This window comes from Photobacterium piscicola, from assembly GCF_900166965.1.
Classification (GTDB): domain Bacteria; phylum Pseudomonadota; class Gammaproteobacteria; order Enterobacterales; family Vibrionaceae; genus Photobacterium; species Photobacterium piscicola.
The window spans coordinates 18,979-40,432 of sequence record NZ_FUZI01000008.1; the positions used below are offsets into that span (position 1 = coordinate 18,979).

At 41.2% G+C, this 21,454-nt stretch carries 23 protein-coding genes; 5 read left to right on the forward strand and 18 right to left on the reverse strand.

Features of this window, described 5'->3' with window-relative positions; genetic code table 11:
* Positions 1-102: 102 nt before the first annotated feature.
* The 5 genes from CZ809_RS16415 to CZ809_RS16435 form a co-directional block, all read right to left on the reverse strand.
* Positions 103-333: an RNA-binding protein gene (locus CZ809_RS16415; RefSeq protein ID WP_080158645.1), complete on the reverse strand. Its 231-nt coding sequence runs from the start codon at positions 331-333 to the stop codon at positions 103-105.
* Positions 334-487: 154 nt separating this feature from the next.
* The gene (locus CZ809_RS16420) at positions 488-1,114 is read right to left on the reverse strand and encodes a TIGR04219 family outer membrane beta-barrel protein (RefSeq protein ID WP_080158646.1); all 627 of its coding nucleotides are present in this window, start codon (positions 1,112-1,114) and stop codon (positions 488-490) included.
* Positions 1,115-1,228: 114 nt separating this feature from the next.
* The gene (gene pspG / locus CZ809_RS16425) at positions 1,229-1,471 is read right to left on the reverse strand and encodes an envelope stress response protein PspG (RefSeq protein ID WP_080158647.1); all 243 of its coding nucleotides are present in this window, start codon (positions 1,469-1,471) and stop codon (positions 1,229-1,231) included.
* 232 nt (positions 1,472-1,703) lie between these two features.
* Positions 1,704-2,684: a tRNA dihydrouridine(20/20a) synthase DusA gene (gene dusA / locus CZ809_RS16430; protein ID WP_080158648.1), complete on the reverse strand. Its 981-nt coding sequence runs from the start codon at positions 2,682-2,684 to the stop codon at positions 1,704-1,706.
* A gap of 337 nt (positions 2,685-3,021) precedes the next feature.
* A complete protein-coding gene (locus tag CZ809_RS16435; protein WP_080158649.1) occupies positions 3,022-4,284 on the reverse strand; it encodes a RidA family protein in 1,263 nt (420 codons plus the stop codon).
* Between the two features lie 751 nt (positions 4,285-5,035).
* Here CZ809_RS16435 and zur point away from each other — a divergent pair.
* Entirely contained in the window at positions 5,036-5,488 is a 453-nt protein-coding gene (gene zur, locus CZ809_RS16440) for a zinc uptake transcriptional repressor Zur (protein WP_080158650.1), read from the forward strand.
* A gap of 221 nt (positions 5,489-5,709) precedes the next feature.
* Positions 5,710-5,916: a cold-shock protein gene (locus CZ809_RS16445; protein WP_080158651.1), complete on the forward strand. Its 207-nt coding sequence runs from the start codon at positions 5,710-5,712 to the stop codon at positions 5,914-5,916.
* 90 nt (positions 5,917-6,006) lie between these two features.
* On the opposite strand, the gene pgi is transcribed toward CZ809_RS16445, so the two are convergent.
* Positions 6,007-7,659 (reverse strand): glucose-6-phosphate isomerase, encoded by a 1,653-nt coding sequence (pgi, locus tag CZ809_RS16450; RefSeq protein ID WP_080158652.1) that lies wholly within the window; start codon positions 7,657-7,659, stop codon positions 6,007-6,009.
* A 253-nt stretch (positions 7,660-7,912) separates the two neighbouring features.
* Here pgi and CZ809_RS16455 point away from each other — a divergent pair, with 253 nt between their 5' ends.
* Positions 7,913-8,332, forward strand: a complete 420-nt coding sequence (locus CZ809_RS16455) for a secondary thiamine-phosphate synthase enzyme YjbQ (protein ID WP_080158653.1) — start codon at positions 7,913-7,915, stop codon at positions 8,330-8,332.
* A 66-nt stretch (positions 8,333-8,398) separates the two neighbouring features.
* Here CZ809_RS16455 and alr read toward each other — a convergent pair whose 3' ends face one another.
* Together alr and CZ809_RS16465 are read right to left on the reverse strand one after the other, a co-directional pair.
* Positions 8,399-9,478 carry an alanine racemase gene (alr, locus tag CZ809_RS16460; protein WP_080158654.1) on the reverse strand — a complete coding sequence of 360 codons (1,080 nt, stop codon included), beginning with the start codon at positions 9,476-9,478 and terminating at the stop codon, positions 8,399-8,401.
* 26 nt (positions 9,479-9,504) lie between these two features.
* The gene (locus CZ809_RS16465; RefSeq protein ID WP_080158655.1) at positions 9,505-10,902 is read right to left on the reverse strand and encodes a replicative DNA helicase; all 1,398 of its coding nucleotides are present in this window, start codon (positions 10,900-10,902) and stop codon (positions 9,505-9,507) included.
* A 230-nt stretch (positions 10,903-11,132) separates the two neighbouring features.
* Here CZ809_RS16465 and CZ809_RS16470 point away from each other — a divergent pair, with 230 nt between their 5' ends.
* Entirely contained in the window at positions 11,133-11,891 is a 759-nt protein-coding gene (locus tag CZ809_RS16470; protein ID WP_080158656.1) for a DUF481 domain-containing protein, read from the forward strand.
* A gap of 75 nt (positions 11,892-11,966) precedes the next feature.
* On the opposite strand, the gene rplI is transcribed toward CZ809_RS16470, so the two are convergent.
* From rplI to nsrR, 7 genes are all read right to left on the reverse strand, one after another.
* Positions 11,967-12,419, reverse strand: a complete 453-nt coding sequence (rplI, locus tag CZ809_RS16475) for a 50S ribosomal protein L9 (protein WP_080158657.1) — start codon at positions 12,417-12,419, stop codon at positions 11,967-11,969.
* 38 nt (positions 12,420-12,457) lie between these two features.
* Positions 12,458-12,685 (reverse strand): 30S ribosomal protein S18, encoded by a 228-nt coding sequence (gene rpsR / locus CZ809_RS16480; RefSeq protein WP_005421136.1) that lies wholly within the window; start codon positions 12,683-12,685, stop codon positions 12,458-12,460.
* A 15-nt stretch (positions 12,686-12,700) separates the two neighbouring features.
* Complete coding sequence (gene priB, locus CZ809_RS16485; RefSeq protein WP_036788812.1) at positions 12,701-13,003, reverse strand: primosomal replication protein N; 303 nt, start codon at positions 13,001-13,003, stop codon at positions 12,701-12,703.
* Between the two features lie 9 nt (positions 13,004-13,012).
* Positions 13,013-13,399, reverse strand: coding sequence for a 30S ribosomal protein S6 (gene rpsF, locus CZ809_RS16490; RefSeq protein ID WP_045038396.1), 387 nt, complete (start codon positions 13,397-13,399; stop codon positions 13,013-13,015).
* A gap of 309 nt (positions 13,400-13,708) precedes the next feature.
* Positions 13,709-14,443: a 23S rRNA (guanosine(2251)-2'-O)-methyltransferase RlmB gene (rlmB, locus tag CZ809_RS16495; protein ID WP_080158658.1), complete on the reverse strand. Its 735-nt coding sequence runs from the start codon at positions 14,441-14,443 to the stop codon at positions 13,709-13,711.
* A 3-nt stretch (positions 14,444-14,446) separates the two neighbouring features.
* Entirely contained in the window at positions 14,447-17,020 is a 2,574-nt protein-coding gene (gene rnr / locus CZ809_RS16500; protein WP_080158659.1) for a ribonuclease R, read from the reverse strand.
* A 135-nt stretch (positions 17,021-17,155) separates the two neighbouring features.
* Entirely contained in the window at positions 17,156-17,590 is a 435-nt protein-coding gene (gene nsrR, locus CZ809_RS16505) for a nitric oxide-sensing transcriptional repressor NsrR (RefSeq protein WP_080158660.1), read from the reverse strand.
* Positions 17,591-17,695: 105 nt separating this feature from the next.
* Here nsrR and hmpA point away from each other — a divergent pair, with 105 nt between their 5' ends.
* A complete protein-coding gene (gene hmpA / locus CZ809_RS16510; RefSeq protein ID WP_080158661.1) occupies positions 17,696-18,898 on the forward strand; it encodes an NO-inducible flavohemoprotein in 1,203 nt (400 codons plus the stop codon).
* A 90-nt stretch (positions 18,899-18,988) separates the two neighbouring features.
* Here hmpA and motX read toward each other — a convergent pair whose 3' ends face one another.
* The 3 genes from motX to CZ809_RS16525 all read right to left on the reverse strand — a co-directional run bounded on the left by motX (position 18,989) and on the right by CZ809_RS16525 (position 21,388).
* Positions 18,989-19,612, reverse strand: a complete 624-nt coding sequence (gene motX, locus CZ809_RS16515; protein ID WP_080158662.1) for a flagellar protein MotX — start codon at positions 19,610-19,612, stop codon at positions 18,989-18,991.
* Positions 19,613-19,756: 144 nt separating this feature from the next.
* On the reverse strand, positions 19,757-21,073 hold the full coding sequence (locus CZ809_RS16520; RefSeq protein WP_080158663.1) for an adenylosuccinate synthase: 1,317 nt from the start codon (positions 21,071-21,073) through the stop codon (positions 19,757-19,759).
* Between the two features lie 120 nt (positions 21,074-21,193).
* A complete protein-coding gene (locus CZ809_RS16525) occupies positions 21,194-21,388 on the reverse strand; it encodes a DUF2065 domain-containing protein (RefSeq protein WP_080158664.1) in 195 nt (64 codons plus the stop codon).
* Positions 21,389-21,454: the final 66 nt, after the last annotated feature.

Genomic DNA, 21,454 nt, shown 5'->3' on the forward strand with positions numbered 1-21,454 from the left:
ATAGATAAGAATGTTTTATAACCATTTGTAAGGTTAATCGTACAAAAAAACCAAATAGCGATAACACTATTTGGTTTTAGAATGGAGAAATAAAGGCAGGATTTAATATTCGTCAGCAATTCTAACTTGTTGAAAACCAACTTCAAATGCTTGTTGAGTCGCACTATCAACATCACCATAGCATTGTTCACTACCACTAATATCAGTTAATGGCACCAAACCGCCGCGACGATGACGAAATTCAACGATATAACCACTATTAATTGATGGTTCGATGAGTGCCTCAACAAGATCTTGGTCAGCGTATAGGTGTTTCAATTCAGTTAATGTCATCACTTACTCCTCCCTAATACTGATATTGTGCATCACACATATAATCAGTTTGCTTACCTTTAAAAGTGGTACATAAATGGGATTAGCGCCAATAAAAAAACCACGAAATAATCGTGGTTTTATAATTAGATCACACAATGAAAGCTGAAGTTAATTAGAAATCAACTTCTACGCCAGCAAACCAACCATCTAGGTCAACATCACCAGATGTTGATTTTTTAAAGTCATAATCCATCATGCGGTAACCTGCTCGAAGGTTAAGATCTGCTGCAATTAAATCTAATGTGAATTTCACACCCGCTTGGCCATCAAACAAACTTGTACCATCGTATTTACCCGCATTCGCTTGAGCAAATACTGATAATGGTGTTGCTGGAATACCTAACTCAGCAGCAGCATAAACTGTTGGCTGCCAATCACTAAAGCTGTTCTGGTGTTGAATTTGAACACCAGCAAACTTAGTCATTGTTACACCTAAATCCAATGCGACTAAATCGTTATCAAGAATTTCATAATAAGCCGTGAAATCACTTTGCTCAAAATTCACATTCCCAGTGTCAATATTGTTGTAACGTACCATTACGTTTGGCACTAAAGGAATAAAGTGCTCAAAAGATGCATAGTAAGATGTTGATGTATCGTCACTTTTTTGACCAGCTACTTTTGCGTTTGTAAACCATGCATCCGCACCTACTTTAACACCTAGTAAAGTATCTGCTTGTGCTGGAAGGGCTGCTGCTAGCGTCATTGCTGCTGCAAGTGAAAGCACCACTTTTTTCATGCGAGTCTCCGCTCTTATCATTTTATGTAATTAATCGCACAAAATTATATCAGAAGCAGTATGAAAACTCTGCAATCAATCGCAATCAATAGCTGTTATTTGCAACCAATTGCATTAGTGACGACGGTAACGTGACATCCGATCTTGATGCTGCTTGTCAGCATTACGCTCACGGAAGAACCAAATACCTAATGCTATCAATACGATCCACGGTAATAATTTAAAGACGAGCCCTAACATACCAACAACAGCCATTACCGCAAAACCTGCTGCAACCGCAATCAGAACGCCAATTAAACTAACACCGGTAAATATCAGTACCAATGTAAAAGCAACCAAAAATAGGAACTCAAACATAGATTATCCTTTTTTATAACTGCGGTATCCACATGAAACCCCAGTGCTATCTTTATTATTACTTACAATATTGCACAATTCACGCCAACTCTAATATAAATATTTTAGCTTATTTTTCATGTAGATAAAAAAACGCCAATTCAATAATGAATTGGCGTTTACTATTTATTGGTCAATCTCACCTAATACTAAGTAAAACTCACCACTATAATCACGTTAATAGTGTGTATAACTACACATCTAACTCGGCAGGAATTTTCGCTAATGCCTGTTGTACCACTTCAATACCCGCTCCTGGCTTGTGGGCATTTTCACTAATATAACGACGCCATTGACGAGCTCCCGCCATATTTTGGAATAAACCTAGCATATGACGAGTAATATGGCCTAAGTATGAACCGTTCGCCAATTGTTGCTCTATATATGGATACATAGCTTCAACCACTTCACGACGCTTCATCACTGGGCGGTTACTACCAAATAAACGCTGATCCACTTCAGCCATCAGGTAAGGGCTTTGGTAAGCTTCACGACCGACCATTACACCATCCATATATTTAAGATGCTGTTCCATTTCTTCAAAAGTTTTAATACCACCATTGATTGCCATGGTTAACTGTGGAAAGTCTTGCTTTAATTGGTAAACTCGTGGGTAATCAAGTTCTGGAATTTCACGATTTTCTTTTGGGCTTAAGCCTTTTAGCCATGCTTTACGGGCGTGAATAGTAAAATTATCACAACCGCCTTTTTCTGATACGGTTTGAATAAAATGAGTTAAGAACTCATACGAATCTTGATCATCAATACCAATACGGGTTTTAACAGTAACAGGAATATCAGCGACTTCACGCATTGCAGCAACACATTGTGCCACCAACTCAGCTTCCCCCATTAAACAAGCACCAAACATGCCGTTTTGAACGCGATCAGACGGACAACCAACGTTTAAGTTGATCTCATCATAACCACGATCTGCTGCTAATTTGGCACAACGTGCAAGATCAACCGGATTTGAACCACCCAGTTGTAATGCTAATGGATGCTCTTCTTCGTTATACGCCAGAAAATCACCTTTGCCGTGAATAATTGCACCTGTCGTTACCATTTCGGTATACAACAGAGCTTCTTTACTCATTAAACGATGAAAATAACGGCAATGACGATCAGTCCAATCGAGCATGGGAGCGACAGAAAAACGAGCAGATGGGTACATATTACAATATTCCTTACATATTAAGTGGTTATGGCAAATACCACTTACGGGTATTGCAATATACTTCATCCAATGTCGACTATTGTTAGTGATAAGGGATGGATAAGGGACAGTTTAGGAGGCATAAACGGTCCCTAAAATATCTTTTGAGGCGCGGATTCTACCCTAAAATAACTATTGTCACCATGATTAGACTTGGATCCCCTTCAGCCCATAATCGGTTTAATAATGCTTAATATTCGTAATGGGGTATGAAGTAAGGTATATAAACAAGAAAAGCCATATTCATTAATATGGCTTTTTATAATAACAACATCATTTATCGTGACTCTTTTTATTACACGGCAGGCGGAGTACCTTCGCCGTTAGATACAATTGCATCCATTTGTACTAAAGCACCCATCGCGATGGTAGAAACACCAATAACAGTTCTAGCAGGAAGCTGCTCATTAAAGAACGTCATATAAACATCATTAACCGCATCAAGATCAGCCATATTTTTTAGTTGAATATTAACCTTCACAATATCGTCCATTACATGGTTAACACTTTCAACTATCGCTTTAATATTCACTAAGCATTGTCTTGCTTGTTCATTAACACCACCATCAATAAGCTTACCTGTCATCGAGTTTAACGGTAACTGCCCAGAAATATTATTGTAATGTGAAAATGCCACCGTTTGAGAAGATAATGCGGTTTGAGGAGCAGCATGTGTATTATTCGCTTCGATCACCAAGCCATGACGATCTTCAACTGCTTGTGGTGGTGTTCCATCGCCATGAGAAACTGTCGCATCTATCTGTATTAATGCGCCCATTGGTAACCCTTCTACGACAATCACTGATCTGGCTGGCATATAGCCACATGTTCGCGCAATTCCCGCATCAGGGAAGTAACAACGATAAACTTCATTGACAACATCAATATCGGCCAAATTTTTAAGATAAATATTAATTTTCACGATATCGTCAGCAGGCACATCAATCGCTTCTAGAATACTCTTAATATTTTTTAAACACTGCCCGGTCTGCTCTTTTACGCCACCAGCGATCATATTCCCTGTTTTAGGATCAAGTGGTAATTGAGCTGAAATATGGTTGTAATGCGAGAAGGCAACAGTATGAGTCGATACATCACAGTTAGGGGCATTGGCTGTATTGCGTGCAATTTTCACAAGATCACAGGGAGCTTGTGTACCAGAGCCTTCACCATTAGATATCACGGCATCCATTTGGATTAATGCGTCAGACATGGGTAATGCTGCTACGCTCATCACAGTACGTGTCGGTAAATAACGCGGGAAAAACGTCGCATAAACATCATCAACACACTCAAGATCTTTGATATTTTTAAGATACACATTAATTTTAATAACATCATGCATTGAATGATCAATACTTTCGACAATAGCCTTAATATTTTTTAGGCATTGTGCCGCCTGTTCAGTGACACCGCCATCAATAATTTTTCCACTTTTAACATCAATCGGTAATTGTGCAGAAATATTATTGTAATGCGAAAACGCAACAGTTTGTGTTGCTGCTAAATCGTAGGGAGCTGTTGCTGTGTTACGTGATAATTTGATAATACCGCTCATCTTTTCTCTCTCCATTTAACATTAATGACGAGATAATATTGCAGATTGAAGGCAAGTAAAAAACAGCTTGCATCACAACTTCCTAAATCTTCCAAATAATTGTATTTTATAAAAATTATATAAATAATTGATATTTGATCAGTAGAACTAAAATTTATATTTATTTACTGATTCAAGATATTACGTCGTAATCAACAGGCTCAATATTCAACAATTAAGATATAAAACCTCTTTTTTAAATAACAAAAAAGGCCTTGAACAATGTTCAAGGCCTTTTTCTAAATTCTTTTCGCTGTCGGTCGATGATTGACCCTACGACAAAATGTTACTTAGTCATATTACCGCTTTTGTACATTGTAGAGAATACAGGCGTGTAAAGAGCAACAATTTTAGTAATGATAACAGACATTTTTTTTACCTTAAAAATTAAGCATTTTATGTATAACCATTGCCTAATCACGAATATTTAAGGCGTCGGTCACGTTTCGATGGGCGTCATTATAGGTATTTTAAATCACTTGAGAAATGAAAAAAAACGCAACCTTGGCATTAGTTTTTATAATACATAATCAACATAGATGTCCTCACCTTTGTAATGCATCCATTTTGTGACATTCTTTTTTATTCTTCTTAGTATAACGTGATCATTTACACGGAATCTTTGCTCTTATTACAGTTACTTGCTAAGTGTGAGTATGTTTTTAGACAGCTGTGATAAAATATAAACTTAATGACGTTTTTTTGAGGCTCTATGACGGTTCAAACTCAACTGCTAGCTAAAGCACAACAGCTCTGTGAGCAACGAGGGGTAAGAATGACCCCGCAGCGATTAAAAGTACTGGCACTGATCATTAATCATCATAGTTCTATTAGTGCTTATGAGTTACTCGATTTACTCAAAGCATCAGAACCCCAAGCAAAACCACCGACAGTATATCGCGCCCTAGATTTTCTGTTAGCGCAAGGTTTCGTACATAAAGTAGAATCAACCAACAGCTATATTGCGTGTTGTGTGCTCGGCCATGCTGATCATTGTTCACAATTATTAATTTGCGATAAATGTGGGTTTGTTGAAGAAATCCATGATGATGAACTAGCGAAGCTTTTACGTCAAAAATCAGAACAGTATGGCTTTATGATCAAGCACCACGTTGTTGAAAGTCATGGTGTTTGTCACAAATGTCAGCAAACTAAAAACGATTAATACATCTTTTGTGCTGTCACAATTCGTGATGGCACCTTCTGATATTTCTCCCCCTCCTGACAGCGCCTTTCTCTTTAAAGTGAATTAACGTTAGCTAAGACATAAAAGCACAATAAAACACTACTCATTGTCATAAATTCGATCTAGACTGAATCCGTCATAAGCACCTAGTTACCTATAAACTGTAACTACTACGATTAGTCTATAAGGGAAAGACGTACATGAGTAAACTGACTGGAACCGTAAAGTGGTTCAACGATGATAAAGGTTTTGGTTTTATTTCTGCTGCCGATGGTAAAGATGTGTTTGTGCACTTCAGTGCTATTCAAGCGCAAGGACGTAAAACATTACGTGAAGGCCAAAGTGTTGAATTTATCGTAACTGATGGTCAGAAAGGCCCACAAGCTAGCGACGTTATCACGCTATAATTGAGCTAACGCCAAAAATAAAAAACGCCGCAATCATAACGACTGCGGCGTTTTATTTTATCGGTTAATTACATTAACCAATAAGAGGCATTATGCACGCCATTGTTTAAAAGCATTAATTAAACCATTCGTTGAGCTATCGTGGCTTACAACACCTTCATTGCTGTTTAGCTCTGGTAAAATTTGGTTAGCCAATTGCTTACCAAGTTCTACACCCCACTGGTCAAAGCTGAAGATGTTCCAAATAACACCTTGGGTAAAGATTTTATGCTCATACAATGCAATTAATGCACCTAATGTGTATGGCGTAATTTCTTTAAGCAGAATTGAGTTTGTTGGACGATTACCTTCAAACACTTTAAATTCAGCAAGCTCATCGATTTCTGCTTGTGATTTACCGGCAGCCACAAATTCAGCTTCTACTGTCTCACGGCTCTTACCAAATGCTAATGCTTCAGTTTGCGCGAAGAAGTTAGCCATTAATTTGGGATGATGATCACCCAGTGGATTGTGGCTAATAGCAGGTGCAATAAAGTCACATGGAATTAACTTCGTACCTTGGTGAATAAGTTGATAGAACGCATGTTGACCATTCGTTCCTGGCTCACCCCAAATGATAGGACCAGTTTGGTAATCCACAGGCTTGCCACCACGGTCAACATATTTACCGTTTGATTCCATGTTACCTTGTTGGAAGTAAGCAGGGAAACGGTGCATGTATTGATCGTAAGGTAGAATTGCTTCAGTTTCTGCGCCATGGAAGTTGTTATACCAAATACCAATTAAGGCTAGAATTACAGGTAATTTTTGCTCTAGTGGCGCGGTTGCAAAATGGTTATCCATTGCATGACCACCTTCTAATAACTTAACAAAGTTATCAAAACCTACTGCCAAGCTAATAGAAAGACCAATCGCTGACCATAGTGAATAACGACCACCAACCCAATCCCAGAACTCAAACATGTTATCAGTATCAATACCAAATTCAGCCACAGATTCTGCATTAGTAGAAAGCGCTGCAAAGTGTTTTGCAACGTGTGCTTTATCTTCCGCCATTGCTAAGAACCAATCACGCGCAGACAATGCGTTAGTCATAGTTTCTTGGGTAGTAAAGGTTTTAGATGCAATAAGGAACAACGTTGTTTCAGGGTTTAAGTCTTTTAATGTTTCAACAATGTGTGTCGCATCAACGTTAGAAACAAAGTGCATGTTTAGGCGTGTTTTGTACGCAGCTAATGCTTCTGACACCATGTAAGGGCCAAGATCTGAACCACCGATACCGATATTAACAACATCGGTAATTTCTTTGCCGGTGTAACCTTTCCACTCACCACTTACAATACGGTTAGTGAAGCTTTCCATCTTTGCTAATACGGCATTAACGGCAGGCATAACATCTTCGCCATCAACAATGATTGGCGTATTGCTGCGATTACGTAACGCAACATGGAGTACAGCACGATCTTCAGTACGGTTGATTTTCACACCGTTGAACATATCCGCAATGGCAGCATCAAGCTCAGTTTCTTTTGCTAATGCAAACAACTTAGTCAAAGTTTCTTCAGTGATCAGGTTCTTAGAGTAATCTAATAAAATATCAGAACCAAACTGAGCAGAAAATTTGGCAAAACGCTCGCTATCATTAGCAAATAAATCGCTTAATTCAAAATCTTGAGCTTGTTCAAAATGGGCAGTCAGTGCTTGCCACGCTTTAGTTTGCGTTGGATTGATGTTCTTTAACATAGTAATGTTCCTGATTTTGTTATGTTCATCCCTCGAATCATACCGCCTTCGAAAGATCCTCGATCTATGCTATTGACCCTAAATGACTAGGTCTCTAATAATGCTTCAGCTACAACCAATTATGACGTTAACATCGTACGATCGTCATTGCGTCAGGTCACGAAAGTATGATGCATCATACCTGTATTTATAAGCAAGATGATAATGGTAATCGTTAATTAAATTAAAAGGTTTCACCAATAGGTAAATAGCTATGTGGTATCAAAAAACGATTCATCTTACCCCGAGAGCGCGTGGTTTTCATCTAATAACCACCGAGATAGAGCAAAATTTGGCAATAATTCAATCATTAAAGGTTGGGATCGTGCATTGTTTTATTCAACATACATCAGCCAGCTTAACCATTAATGAAAATGCCGATCCAACGGTTCGCGATGATATGGAGGCTCATTTTAATCATAGTGTCCCCGAACGCGCCCCTTTTTATCAACACACCTATGAAGGTGATGATGATATGCCTGCGCACATTAAAACCGCATTACTAGGCAATAGTGTCACCATTCCCATCACTGATGGTCAACTGGCTTTAGGTATATGGCAGGGGATCTACTTAGGTGAACACCGAGATCATGGAGGCTCACGGCGAATCGTTATTACAGTACAAGGTGAATAATAACAAATGGAAAAAAAAAGCCGCGAACTAAAATCGCGGCCATGTCTGCTTACATTTCATTTTTTATTATGAATAAGTCATTGCGACTCGAGGCGTTAACTTAGTCATTAACTCATACGCGATCACACCCGTATATTGAGCGACAACTTCAACCGGTAAACCTTTACCCCACAAAATCGCTTCATCGCCAACTTTATCGGTCGCATTCGGTCCTAAATCTACAGTTAGCATATCCATTGAAACGCGGCCTGCAGTTGGAACGATACGCCCATTGACAACAACAGGGGTTCCATTGGGGGCACAGCGGGGATAACCGTCGCCATAACCGATGGCAATAACGCCCATCTTGGTATCACGTTCGCAAGTCCAAATACCACCATAACCAACTTGTTCGCCTTTTTTAACATCACGTACGGCAATTAAGCTCGATGTTAACGTCATAACAGGTTGTAAGTTATAGTTTGATGCTGCACGCTCTAATTCATCAAATGGCGATACGCCATACATAATAATGCCAGGACGAATCCATTCAAAGTGACTATCAGGCCACGCTAAAATACCCGCCGACGCGGCTAATGAACGTTCACCTTGATAAGGTTGAGTCAGCGTTGAAAAACACGCAATTTGATTTACGGTAATATCACTCTCTAGATTATCAGCATTACCAAAATGACTAATAAAACGTAATGGTTTAGCAACATTATCGCAGTCATTTAAACGCTGCATAAACTCAGGCACTTGCTCAGGGCGTAATCCCAAGCGGTGCATACCTGTGTCTATTTTCACCCATACTCGTACAGGTGCATCTAACTCGGCTTGCTCAAGCGCTTCCAGCTGTTCAATCGAGTGCACCACGGTATGGATATTATTGGTTACCAATACTGGAAGATCCGTTGACGCATAAAAACCTTCTAATAATAGAATCGGTTTTACTACACCACCAGCACGTAGTATTAAGGCTTCTTCTATACGCGCCACACCATAAGCATCAACATCGATAAGGCTTGTCGCCACATCTAGCAACCCATGTCCGTATGCATTGGCTTTAACAACCGCCAGAATTTTACTGTTTGGTGCCTGCAGGCGGATTTGACTCAGATTATGTGCCAAAGCTTGGGTATCAATATGTGCAGTTGCAGCTTTCATCCAATATCCTAAATAATTTTTAAGGCTTACTCTTCATCAAAGGCAGGACCAGCATAGTTATCAAAGCGAGAGAACTGGCCTTGGAACGTTAAACGCACAGTACCAATTGGACCATTACGTTGTTTACCTAAGATGATTTCAGCGATCCCTTTGAGGGCACTGTCTTCGTGATAAACCTCATCACGGTATATAAACATGATTAAGTCAGCATCCTGCTCGATGGCGCCAGATTCACGCAAATCAGAGTTTACAGGACGCTTATCTGCCCGTTGCTCTAACGAACGGTTAAGCTGAGAGAGGGCAACAACAGGCACATTTAATTCTTTCGCTAATGCTTTAAGCGAGCGTGAAATTTCGGCAATTTCTAACGTACGGTTTTCTTGTAGTCCTGGCACACGCATCAACTGAAGGTAGTCGATCATGATCATACTAAGACCACCATTATCACGCGCAATACGACGCGCACGTGAACGTACTTCTGTCGGTGTTAAGCCGGAACTATCATCAATGAACATATTCTTCTTTTGCATCAGAATACCCATTGTTGATGATATACGCGCCCAATCTTCATCGTCCAATTGTCCGGTACGGATTTTAGTTTGGTCAACGCGAGATAATGATGCCAACATACGCATCATGATCTGTTCGGCAGGCATCTCTAGTGAGAAAATCAACACCGGTTTTTCTTGATCCATGGCGGCGTTTTCACATAAGTTCATCGCAAAGGTGGTTTTACCCATCGATGGACGCGCAGCAACAATAATCAAATCAGACCCCTGCAAACCCGCGGTCTTCTTATTTAAATCAGTAAAGCCGGTTGATACACCTGTTACACCATCTTGTGGTGATTGGTATAGCAACTCGATACGTTCAAGCGTACGCTCTAAAATAGTATCGACGTTTTGCGGGCCTTCTTTATCATTAGTACGTTGTTCGGCAATCGCAAAAACTTTACTTTCGGCCATATCCAGCAAATCTTCACTGGTACGCCCTTGAGGATCATAACCCGCATCGGCTATTTCGTTAGCCACGCCAATCATGTCACGGATCAAGGCTCGCTCACGAACAATATCAGCATACGCTAAAATATTTGCGGCAGAAGGGGTGTTTTTAGCCAATTCAGCAAGGTAAGCAAAACCGCCTACATCATCAAGTTTATCCGAACGCTCAAGATGTTCAGACAGCGTGATCAAATCAAGTGGCTGTCCACCTTCCAATAAGGCTGCGGTTGCCTCAAAAATAATCCGATGAGGACGGCTGTAAAAGTCTTTAGCAACCACTTTTTCAGCAACAGTATCCCAACGCTCATTATCCAACATCAAGCCGCCTAGCACTGATTGCTCAGCTTCAAGCGAATGGGGTGGCATTTTAAGGGCGTCCATTTGATTATCTTTTAATTGTTTCGATTTACGATTATCTGTCATAACAACTGTGCATTTACCAAAACCAAGAACGGAGCTCGACAGTATAACCTATCCCCTCCGTCTGCGTAGCTATAAACGATTATGATTGATCACTTCCCAGTCTAACAATTATCCTCCTTTTTAGTTTTACGAAAAGTATGACGACGATTCCTAACCAAAAGCTGACAAATTTACGCTAGAATGCGGCATCAATATTCTGATATTCAAACTACCCTGCCAGCGGAGGACTTTTGGCAAGATATATACTCACATTACTTTTGCTTGCCACTACCGCAGCTAATGCCAGTGAAGAATCAACGCCTAAAGCACCGAATGAACCATCGCCGCTAACCAGTACTATCGGCTTAGGTTATCAATCTCTTTCTGGCAACTCTGACTCCCAAACATTAAATGGTAATGTTGCGCTAACTTACACCAAAGGCCGCTATCAAACTAACGGTGATGCCAAGTTCATTATGGCAAAAAAAGACGGTGAAGAAGACAAACGTAAGATGTCAGTGAGCTTAAAGTCAAAACGAATGATTCGTGATGGCTACTATTTTTATGGTAATGGTAGTTATATAGATGACCGCTATGGGCCTTATTACGCAGACTCGATCTTTTCAACCGGTATCGGTTATCGATTATTTAGCTATGAGACCTTTCAAACTTTAGTGGATATAGGTCCTGGCTTTCGTCACCAAGATCCAAATCTTGATGAAATTAAAAGCGACAGTATTGTTAAACAAGAAGTCGTTAATGAAATGGTACTGCAAAGCACTATCGATATTCAGTGGAAGCCATTAAAAACGCTTACACTCAGTGCGAAATTTAACGTCATTTCAGGGCGTAGTAACACCACTTTAGAAAGCACGTTAAATGCCACTAATGCGATCACTGATAATATCGCCTTAAACTTAGGCTACACGCAAACGTCTTATTCTTGGGTACCTGAAGGCATGCAAAATTCCGATAGCACCACTACAGTGTCATTGATTTACACACTATAAAACATCAAAAGCTAAACGACAGACATAAAAAAACCAGCCCGAAGGCTGGTTTTTTACTATTAAAGCTAAAAGCGATTACTCTGCAGCAACAACGTTTAGTTTAACAGTTGCGAATACGTCTGAGCTTAGCTGAACGCTAACTTCAAATTCGCCAGTCGTACGTAGTGCACCTTCAGGTAGACGTACTTCACTCTTAACAAGTGCAACGCCAGCTGCAGAAACTGCATCAGCGATGTCACGAGTACCGATTGAGCCGAATAGTTTACCTTCGTCACCAGCTTTAGATGCAATAACTACACCTTCAAGTACGTTAAGTGCTTCAGCACGTGCTTGAGCAGCAGCGTGTTGCTCAGCAACTTTAGCTTCTAGCTCTGCACGACGTGCGTCGAACATTTCAACGTTCGCTTTAGTCGCCATAACTGCCTTAGCTTGTGGGATAAGGAAGTTACGAGCATAGCCCGCTTTAACGTTAACCTGGTCGCCAAGGCCACCTAGGTTAGCGATTTTATCAAGTAGAATAACTTGCATTATCTTGTCCTCTATAAAGTTCTAAAAACGACTGCCGCTTACAGATGCTTATCTGTGTACGGTAGAAGTGCTAGGTAACGAGAACGCTTGATAGCGCGAGCTAGCTGACGCTGGTATTTAGCGCGAGTACCAGTGATACGGCTAGGTACAATCTTACCAGCTTCAGTGATGTAGTTTTTTAGAGTTGCTACGTCTTTGTAGTCAATCTCTTGTACGCCTTCTGCTGTAAAACGGCAGAATTTACGACGACGGAAGAAACGAGCCATGGGCTATCTCCTGATCTAAATTAAGTCAATGTGATCGGCATGCAAAACTAATTTCCCGATACCATTACGGCCGGTTTGGTAAGAGATAAATCCCTCCACCTTAATATTGCTTCCGACAACTAAATCTTGAGTGAGTACTTGTTGACCTTTACCACTGATTACCACGTTAATATAACAATATATTTGACGTGGTAAATCAGCTTCCCGCTGCACAGAGCGATGCTCAAGCACAAAGTGACAATGAGGTATGCCTGCCGGGGATTGGCTTCGTTTGGGATGCTTGGCAATAGTGCCAGTCAACACCAGACGATTAGTCATTAAGACAAATTACTCAGCAGCTGCTTCGCCTTCAGATTGTGCTTCAGCACGATCTTCACGCTTAGTAAAACGCTCTTCTTTAGCCTTCATCATAGGAGATGGCTCAGTAACAGCGTGTTTAGTACGCATGATCATGTTACGGATCACTGCGTCGTTGAAGCGGAAGTTTGACTCAAGCTCGTCAACAACATCTTGCTTAGCTTCTACGTTCATAAGAACGTAATGTGCTTTGTGCAATTTGTTAATTGGGTAAGCCATTTGACGGCGGCCCCAATCTTCTAGACGGTGAATTTGACCACCAGAATCTTTGATAGCAGCAGTGTAACGCTCGATCATGCCAGCAACTTGCTCGCTTTGATCAGGGTGCACCATGAATACGATTTCGTAATGACGCATAGGTTGCTCCTTACGGATTATTCAGCTTCCCTTGTCGGCTCGGTTATCCTGGGGAAGCAAGGAACTAAAAAAAAGAACCGAGAATTTGGATGACGGATAGTACAGAGAATGATCAATCTAGGCAAGCTTATTTTATCACCACTCGCCGTTTTTCAATGAAATGAACCCTAACCTCAGCAGATCACGTCTATTGCTTAGTAACAGCCTTGTTTAATGCTCATTTTTCATACCAATCCATAATAAAAAACCCATCCAGTAAGTGCTGAATGGGTTTAAATAATTATGCAGTTATTCGCGCTTAATCACGCATTATCCGCGTTGACGTACAGCTTCAAATAAACAGATACCAGTCGCTACAGATACGTTCAAACTCGATACTGATCCCGCCATTGGAATCTTAATCAAATCATCACAGGTTTCACGCGTTAAACGACGCATACCTTCACCTTCAGCGCCCATCACAATCGCCAATGGCCCTGTGAGTTTACTGTGGTAAATGTCATGAGTCGCTTCACCTGCTGTACCCACAATCCATACGCCTTTATCTTGTAGCGCACGCATAGTACGAGCAAGGTTAGTGACACGCACTAACGGCATAATTTCAGCCGCACCACAAGCCACTTTACTTGCGGTCGCATTTAACTGTGCCGAGCGATCTTTGGGCACAATCACAGCCACAGCACCAGCAGCATCAGCGTTACGCAAACACGCACCAAGGTTATGAGGATCTGTCACACCATCTAAAATCAGCAGTAACGGATTTTCTTTGGTTGCTAATAAGTCTTCAAGGTTGTTTTCGTTATATTGCTTACCCGGACGTACACGCGCAATAATACCTTGATGAGAAGCACCATCAACTTTGTCGTCTAATGCTTTACGGCCCGCCTCTTGAATCGTAATACCTAAGTCTTGCAACTCAGTAATTAGCGGCAGTAAACGATCATCTTCACGTCCTTTAAGTACGAATACTTCAATAAAACGTACCGGATCAGATGCAAGCACGGCTTTAACGGCATGGATGCCAAAAATCATATCATTACTCATGGATTAACTCTTCTTTGCTGCACGTTCAGATTTACCCGCACGTTGCTTTTTCTTCTTGCGAACTTTGGGTTTCTTTTTTGGATCAGTCAGCGGCTTTTCATCCGTTAACTTACGTGGTTTTTTATTTCTTGGCTTTTTCTTTTTAGCATCTTTAGCATCAGCAGCTGGAATCGCGCCTTCTTTTAACTTTTTGCGTACAGAAGAACGCTCACGTTTATTTTTAGAACGTGATTCATCGGCTACCGCTTCGCCATTTTCAACTTTAAATGCAGGCATTCCCTGACGTTTAAGGCCTTCAGCTTTGCGCATGCGTTGCTTTTTCTCACGCCCTTTGGCAGTTTTACCCGCACCACGTTGTTTACGCTCAGCGCCAACAATATCAAAATCTAATTGACGATCATTTAAGTTAATAGCCGCCACTTTGACCTGAACCGTATCACCTAAACGATAAATAACGCCTGAGCTATCGCCTACTAAACGTTGACCCACAGGATCAAACTGGTAGTAGTCGTTAGCTAGGTTTGAGATATGCACTAAGCCATCAATGTTAAGTTCATTAAGACGGACAAAGAAACCAAAACCAGTAACGTTAGCAATCACACCTTCAAACTCATCGCCAAGATGATCTTGCATGTACTCACACTTGAGCCAATCAGACACATCACGAGTAGCGTCATCAGCACGACGTTCAGTGGTAGAACACTGCTCACCAATCACATCAATTTCATCAAATGAATAATGATGACCACCGGTTGGCGTATCGTTCTTAGTATTGCCGGCTTGCTTAGCAATTAAGAATTTAATGGCGCGGTGCAAGGTTAAGTCAGGATAACGACGAATTGGCGACGTAAAGTGAGCATATTGGCTTAGGGCTAAACCAAAGTGACCAATATTATCTGCTTGATAGATCGCTTGTTTCATAGAGCGTAATAGCATGGTTTGAATTAATTCACGATCATTACGATCTTGAATTAAATTCGCTAATGCTGCGTAATCTTTCGGGCTTGGCTCTAAACCACCGCCTAACTCTAGGCTTAGCTCGCCCAAGAAATCACGGAAACCTTGTAAACGTTCTTCACCTGGAGTGTCGTGAACACGGTATAACGCAGGCTCTTTGGCACTTTCAACAAATTGTGCTGAAGCGATATTGGCTAAAATCATACATTCTTCGATGATTTTATGTGCTTCATTACGCACTAGCGGTACGATGTTCTCGATCTTACGATCAGCATTGAAGACAAACTTAGTTTCAACGGTTTCAAATTCAATCGCACCACGCGCTTCACGCGCCACTTTCAGCGCTTTAAACATGCTGTAAAGTTCTTCAAGATGCGGTACTAAAGGCGCGTAACGTTGACGTAATTCTTCGTCACCTTCCAGCATGTTACTTACTTTAGTGTAAGTTAAACGCGCATGTGAATTCATTACCGCTTCATAATGCTTATAACCCGTCAGCTTACCGCTCTCAGAAACGGTCATTTCACACACCATACACAAGCGATCGACTTGCGGGTTCAGTGAACACAGACCATTTGAAAGCACTTCAGGTAGCATTGGAATAACTTGGGCTGGAAAGTAAACCGAGTTACCACGTTTTAGGGCTTCGTTATCCAATGCTGATTTAGAACGCACGTAATAACTGACATCGGCAATCGCGACCCATAAACGCCAGCCACCATCAGGATTACGCTGACAATGAACCGCATCATCAAAGTCACGTGCATCTTCACCATCAATAGTTACCAAGGGTAATTGACGTAAATCGACACGGCCAAGCTTCGCTTCTTCTGGCACTTCTTCAGTCAGGTGCTTAATTTGATTGTCGACTTCTGATGGCCACACATGGGGAATATCATGAGTACGCAGGGCGATTTCGATCTCCATACCCGGTGCCATGTTTTCACCCAGTACTTCAACAATACGGCCGACCGCATTATGTTGGCGAGTGGCACGCTGATTAATCTCAACCACCACGACATTACCCATACGGGCACCTTGGCGAACGTCTTGTGGAATAATGATATCTTGCGCAATACGAGAATCATCAGGTACGACATAGCCCATGCCATCTTCAAGGAAGAAACGGCCTACAATTTGAGTCGTTGACTCAGCTAATACACGCACTACACGGCCTTCACGACGGCCACGTTTATCTTCGCCTTCGGCTTGTGCCAAAATGTAGTCACCATGGATCACACTGCGCATTTGGTGAGCGGGTAATAATAAATCAGTATCTTTACTGAAAGTACCTTCTGGACGTAAGAAGCCAAAACCATCACGGTGGCCAATAACGTACCCTTTAATTAAATCTAAACGTTCAGGCAATGCATAGCACTGACGACGCGTAAAAATTAATTGGCCATCACGTTCCATAGCACGTAAGCGACGACGTAGGCCTTCATAGTGATCATCACCTTCAAGTTTTAACGCAGTAAATAACTGGTCGCGACTAACGGGTGTACTAAAACCACGAATTACATCAAGTAGTAATTCACGGCTTGGAATAGGATTTTCGTAATTAGATGCTTCGCGTTCGCGAAAAGGATCAACCGGTAAATCGGTAGTACCTTTAGACATAAACAGTTCCTGTTGGCCAGCCATACTTTAAGTATACCCAGCTCTTAGGTGAACAGATGGGAACAGGCAATAAATACCTATTCCACTTAAATAATAGAGAGTAGTGTGATGCTAGACCATTATCGTTGGATGATCTTAGTGTTCTGCAGGCAATCCCAATAAGACACGCAATGGTGGATTATTATCTACCAAAGTCAATAATGTGTACTTATCTAGCTCATTTAAAAAAGCATTACGCGCATCAGCAAGGATCCCCTTTAACTGACATGCCGGAGTAATATTACAAAAATCAGGCGCACAATTGACGATTTGTAACGGTTCTATCGCCCTTACTACATGCCCTAATACAATATTTCCCGCAGGCATTCCTAATCGAATACCACCATTTTTTCCGCGTACGGTTTCTACATAACCTAATTGGCCCAATTTATTAATAATTTTGACCATGTGGTTGCGCGACACGCCATAGGTGTCGGTTACTTTTGTGATACTTGTTAACTCACCTTCAGGCAAGTTGGCAAGGTATATCAAGGCTCGTAGGCCATAATCGGTAAAACTGGTTAACTGCACATTCACTCCTCCTGTTGCTATTTTAATCTTGTTCTTGACTAAAAGATACAGATCAGATACAACTTATAACATATATTATAAATACAACTTACAAAAGAGAAAGTCATGCTCACTCAAAAAACCATTGATATCGTAAAATCGACCGCACCTGTGATTGCAGCGGCAGGCCCTGCCGTTACTCAACATTTTTATCAGCGTATGTTTCAACATAACCCTGAACTTAAAGATATTTTTAATATGAGCCATCAACAAGGCCCAGATAAAAACACTCCATCAAGCCAACAGCAAGCATTATTTAACGCTATCTGTGCTTATGCTAATAATATTGATAACTTAGCAGTACTCTTACCTGCCGTCGAAAAAATAGCTCAAAAACATACCAGTTTTTTAATTACAGCCGATCAATATCAGATTGTAGGTCATCATCTATTAGCCACTATTGATGAATTATTAGCCCCCGGCCAAGAAGTATTAGACGCATGGGGAGAGGCTTACGGGGTATTAGCTAATGTCTTTATTAATCGTGAACAAGAAATCTATCAAGAAAGCGATGATAAAGTCGGTGGCTGGCGTGGCACGCGTGAATTTGTGGTAACAAGTAAGCAGCCTAACAGTGAATTAATCACCAGCTTTACTTTTACACCGACAGATGGCGGTCAAGTTGCGACTTACAAACCAGGGCAATATCTTGGCATTTATATCAATGCACAAGAATTAGCGAACCAAGAAATTCGTCAATACAGCTTATCGTCAGCACCTAATAGCAATCATTACCGTATTTCTGTAAAACGCGAAACCCAAGGTACGGTATCAAACTACCTTCACGATAAAATTAATGTTGGCGATAAGATCAAACTAGTAGCTCCTGCTGGTGATTTTTTCTTGGATGTTAATCCACAAACCCCCGTAACGTTAATTTCAGCGGGTGTGGGTTTAACGCCAATGCTCGCCATGCTTGAAACACTGACCCAACATCAAGCGCCAGTGAATTGGTTACACGCAACAGAAAATGGTCAGCAACACGCTTATAAAGATCATGTAAAAACACTGGCAAATCAACATTCGCATATTTCAGCATTAACATGGTACAACGCGCCAACGAGTGGCGATCGTCAAGTAGAAGATTATGATTACCAAGGCTTGATCGAGCTTGATAAAATTGCTACTCAAATTTCAGATCCTGAAATGCATTTTTATTGCTGTGGTCCAGTTGGCTTTATGCAATTTATCGCTAAACAGTTAATTGAACTGGGTGTAACTAGCGATCGCATTCACTATGAATGTTTTGGGCCGCATAAAGTACTGTAATATTTTTAATTACCGTCCGCATAATTACAGCGCCTCAATTAAAAACAGCACCTAATAAGGTGCTGTTTTTATTGAAATCTATACCCATAACTACCAAAAAGATGAACGTCGTTTAGCGCGCGCAATAATATTAGCTGGCATCTTTTGTTCTAGTTGGTGCCGTAATCGGCGTAATTGTTGGTGCTGGTATTTATCGGTGGTCACAGTTTGATATAACCATCGGTACGCATCTTCAAAATCTAACGGGCTGCCATTATCAGCAATCAATAATTGGGCTAATTGAATGCGAGCACGAATATTCCCAAGAGCAGCAGCCTCTCGTAAATAAGGAATAGCGCGCTGTTTATCTTGTTGCAAAATAACACCTTGAGCGTAATAACGCCCTAATTGTTCTAACGCAACAGGCACACCTTGTTGAGCAGCAGCACGCATATAATACACACCTTGTTCAACATCTTTTGGCACACACACGCCCCACGCTAACATATCGCCGTAAAGAAATTGATAGGTCGGTGATTCCGTTTTTTCCGCACGGGCTTGAATGTCTTGTACTAACTGACAATCATCAGCTTTTACTTGGCGCAAGTGCTGGTTTGTCGTAAACCACACGCTAAGTTGATCTTCAGTGTAAATAGGCACCGCTTCTCCCACAACAGCAAGGGCATAGGCGGGTGTTACTAGCCCAAGAGCAACGGTCATCAGTAAGTGTTTCATTTACATTCCTCGCACGTCGAATAGTTCTCTATCGGCAAGGTAAAACGAAACTTTAATCATGGCTGATGTCACCTAACACCAAATTTTAGCTATAAAAAAACCAGCTCGAAAGCTGGTTTTTTTGCTTAAAGTTATCGCCAGTGATTATTCACCGTATGGATGTACTTTAACGATCGTTTCGTTACGATCAGGGCCAGTTGAAATAATATCAATTGGCACACCTGTTAGCTCTTCAATACGTGCGATGTAATCAAGTGCAGCTTGTGGAAGCGCATCCAGTGTCTTAGCACCAAATGTTGTTTCGCTCCAACCAGGCATTGTTTCGTAGATTAGCTCTAGATCTTCGTACGCATCAGCCGCCATTGGAGAAACTTCTAGAAGTTCGCCAGACTTAGTTTTGTAACCAGTACAGATTTTCAGCTCTTCTAGACCATCTAGTACGTCTAATTTAGTTAGACAGAAACCAGAGATAGAGTTGATTTGTACCGCACGACGCATAGCGACAGCATCGAACCAACCAGTACGACGTAGGCGACCTGTTGTTGCACCAAACTCATGGCCAACAGTACCTAGGTGTTTACCGATAGGATCTTGCTTTTCTAGACCATCATATAGTTCAGTCGGGAAAGGACCTGCACCAACACGTGTACAGTATGCTTTCGCGATACCTAGGATGTAACCTAAGTGACGAGGACCAAAACCAGAACCTGCAGCAACACCACCAGCGGTTGTGTTAGAAGAGGTTACGTATGGGTAAGTACCGTGATCGATATCAAGCAGTGTACCTTGTGCACCTTCAAACATGATCTTGTCGCCACGTAGACGCGCATCATCAAGTTCTTTCGTTACATCGATAACCATTGATGTTAATAGATCAGCTTGAGAAAGTACTTTTTCTAGTACTTCTTCGTAGCTTACAGGTTCAGCGTGGTAGTAGTTCTCAAGCTGGAAGTTATGGTATGCCATTACTTCTTTTAGCTTTTCAGCAAAAGCCGCTTTATCGAATAAATCACCAACGCGAAGACCGCGACGAGCAACTTTATCTTCATAAGCAGGACCGATACCACGACCTGTTGTACCAATTGCTTTTTTACCACGAGCCGCTTCGCGAGCTTGGTCAAGAGCAATATGATAAGGAAGAATTAGTGGACAAGCTTCTGATAGGAACAGACGCTCACGAACAGGAATACCACGAGCTTCTAGTGGACCCATCTCATTCATTAGTGCATCAGGAGAAAGTACAACACCATTACCGATGATGCATTTAACATTGTCACGTAGGATACCTGATGGGATCAGGTGAAGAACAGTTTTCTCACCGTCAATAACTAGGGTGTGACCGGCGTTGTGTCCGCCTTGGTAGCGAACTACATATTTTGCATCTTCGGTCAGCAGGTCAACAATCTTACCTTTACCTTCGTCACCCCATTGGGTGCCAAGAACGACTACATTATTTGCCATCTTTCTTCATCTATCGTAGTTAAAAAAGGATTCTAGCACCTTAACCGCCCGCTTGCAGTCATTTTTGGCTTAATACATTTCATCTTTGATAAGCTTTATCTGTTTTTTATGGCTATTTTTCTACATTCTCAAATACATCATATACGCAATAACACTGCCAGCCACCACCAAACATCCACCTATGCGACGCAATGTATTATCGTCTTGTTGGCTTAATTGACTGACCATATTCCGCCATCCGTGAGGGGAAAATAATGGCCCTAACCCTTCAACAACTAACACTAAACCAATAGCTAACAAAACGGTATTCATCATATATTTCATCCAAAAAAAAAGACAAGGCGAAGGCCTTGTCTTTTATTATAACGATTGCGCTGTTAT

Bases quoted from the DNA above. Each gene is read 5' to 3' on its own strand.
- CZ809_RS16415 (WP_080158645.1), bottom strand. From the start codon at position 333: ATGACATTAACTGAATTGAAACACCTATACGCTGACCAAGATCTTGTT.
- CZ809_RS16445 (WP_080158651.1), top strand. From the start codon at position 5,710: ATGAGTAAACTGACTGGAACCGTAAAGTGGTTCAACGATGATAAAGGT.
- CZ809_RS16525 (WP_080158664.1), bottom strand. From the start codon at position 21,388: ATGATGAATACCGTTTTGTTAGCTATTGGTTTAGTGTTAGTTGTTGAA.
- pspG (WP_080158647.1), bottom strand. From the start codon at position 1,471: ATGTTTGAGTTCCTATTTTTGGTTGCTTTTACATTGGTACTGATATTT.
- CZ809_RS16435 (WP_080158649.1), bottom strand. From the start codon at position 4,284: ATGAGCGGTATTATCAAATTATCACGTAACACAGCAACAGCTCCCTAC.
- zur (WP_080158650.1), top strand. From the start codon at position 5,036: ATGACGGTTCAAACTCAACTGCTAGCTAAAGCACAACAGCTCTGTGAG.
- dusA (WP_080158648.1), bottom strand. From the start codon at position 2,684: ATGTACCCATCTGCTCGTTTTTCTGTCGCTCCCATGCTCGATTGGACT.
- hmpA (WP_080158661.1), top strand. From the start codon at position 17,696: ATGCTCACTCAAAAAACCATTGATATCGTAAAATCGACCGCACCTGTG.
- pgi (WP_080158652.1), bottom strand. From the start codon at position 7,659: ATGTTAAAGAACATCAATCCAACGCAAACTAAAGCGTGGCAAGCACTG.
- CZ809_RS16520 (WP_080158663.1), bottom strand. From the start codon at position 21,073: ATGGCAAATAATGTAGTCGTTCTTGGCACCCAATGGGGTGACGAAGGT.
- CZ809_RS16465 (WP_080158655.1), bottom strand. From the start codon at position 10,902: ATGACAGATAATCGTAAATCGAAACAATTAAAAGATAATCAAATGGAC.
- rlmB (WP_080158658.1), bottom strand. From the start codon at position 14,443: ATGAGTAATGATATGATTTTTGGCATCCATGCCGTTAAAGCCGTGCTT.
- motX (WP_080158662.1), bottom strand. From the start codon at position 19,612: ATGAAACACTTACTGATGACCGTTGCTCTTGGGCTAGTAACACCCGCC.
- rnr (WP_080158659.1), bottom strand. From the start codon at position 17,020: ATGTCTAAAGGTACTACCGATTTACCGGTTGATCCTTTTCGCGAACGC.
- rpsF (WP_045038396.1), bottom strand. From the start codon at position 13,399: ATGCGTCATTACGAAATCGTATTCATGGTGCACCCTGATCAAAGCGAG.
- alr (WP_080158654.1), bottom strand. From the start codon at position 9,478: ATGAAAGCTGCAACTGCACATATTGATACCCAAGCTTTGGCACATAAT.
- CZ809_RS16455 (WP_080158653.1), top strand. From the start codon at position 7,913: ATGTGGTATCAAAAAACGATTCATCTTACCCCGAGAGCGCGTGGTTTT.
- rpsR (WP_005421136.1), bottom strand. From the start codon at position 12,685: ATGGCTCGTTTCTTCCGTCGTCGTAAATTCTGCCGTTTTACAGCAGAA.
- CZ809_RS16420 (WP_080158646.1), bottom strand. From the start codon at position 1,114: ATGAAAAAAGTGGTGCTTTCACTTGCAGCAGCAATGACGCTAGCAGCA.
- rplI (WP_080158657.1), bottom strand. From the start codon at position 12,419: ATGCAAGTTATTCTACTTGATAAAATCGCTAACCTAGGTGGCCTTGGC.
- priB (WP_036788812.1), bottom strand. From the start codon at position 13,003: ATGACTAATCGTCTGGTGTTGACTGGCACTATTGCCAAGCATCCCAAA.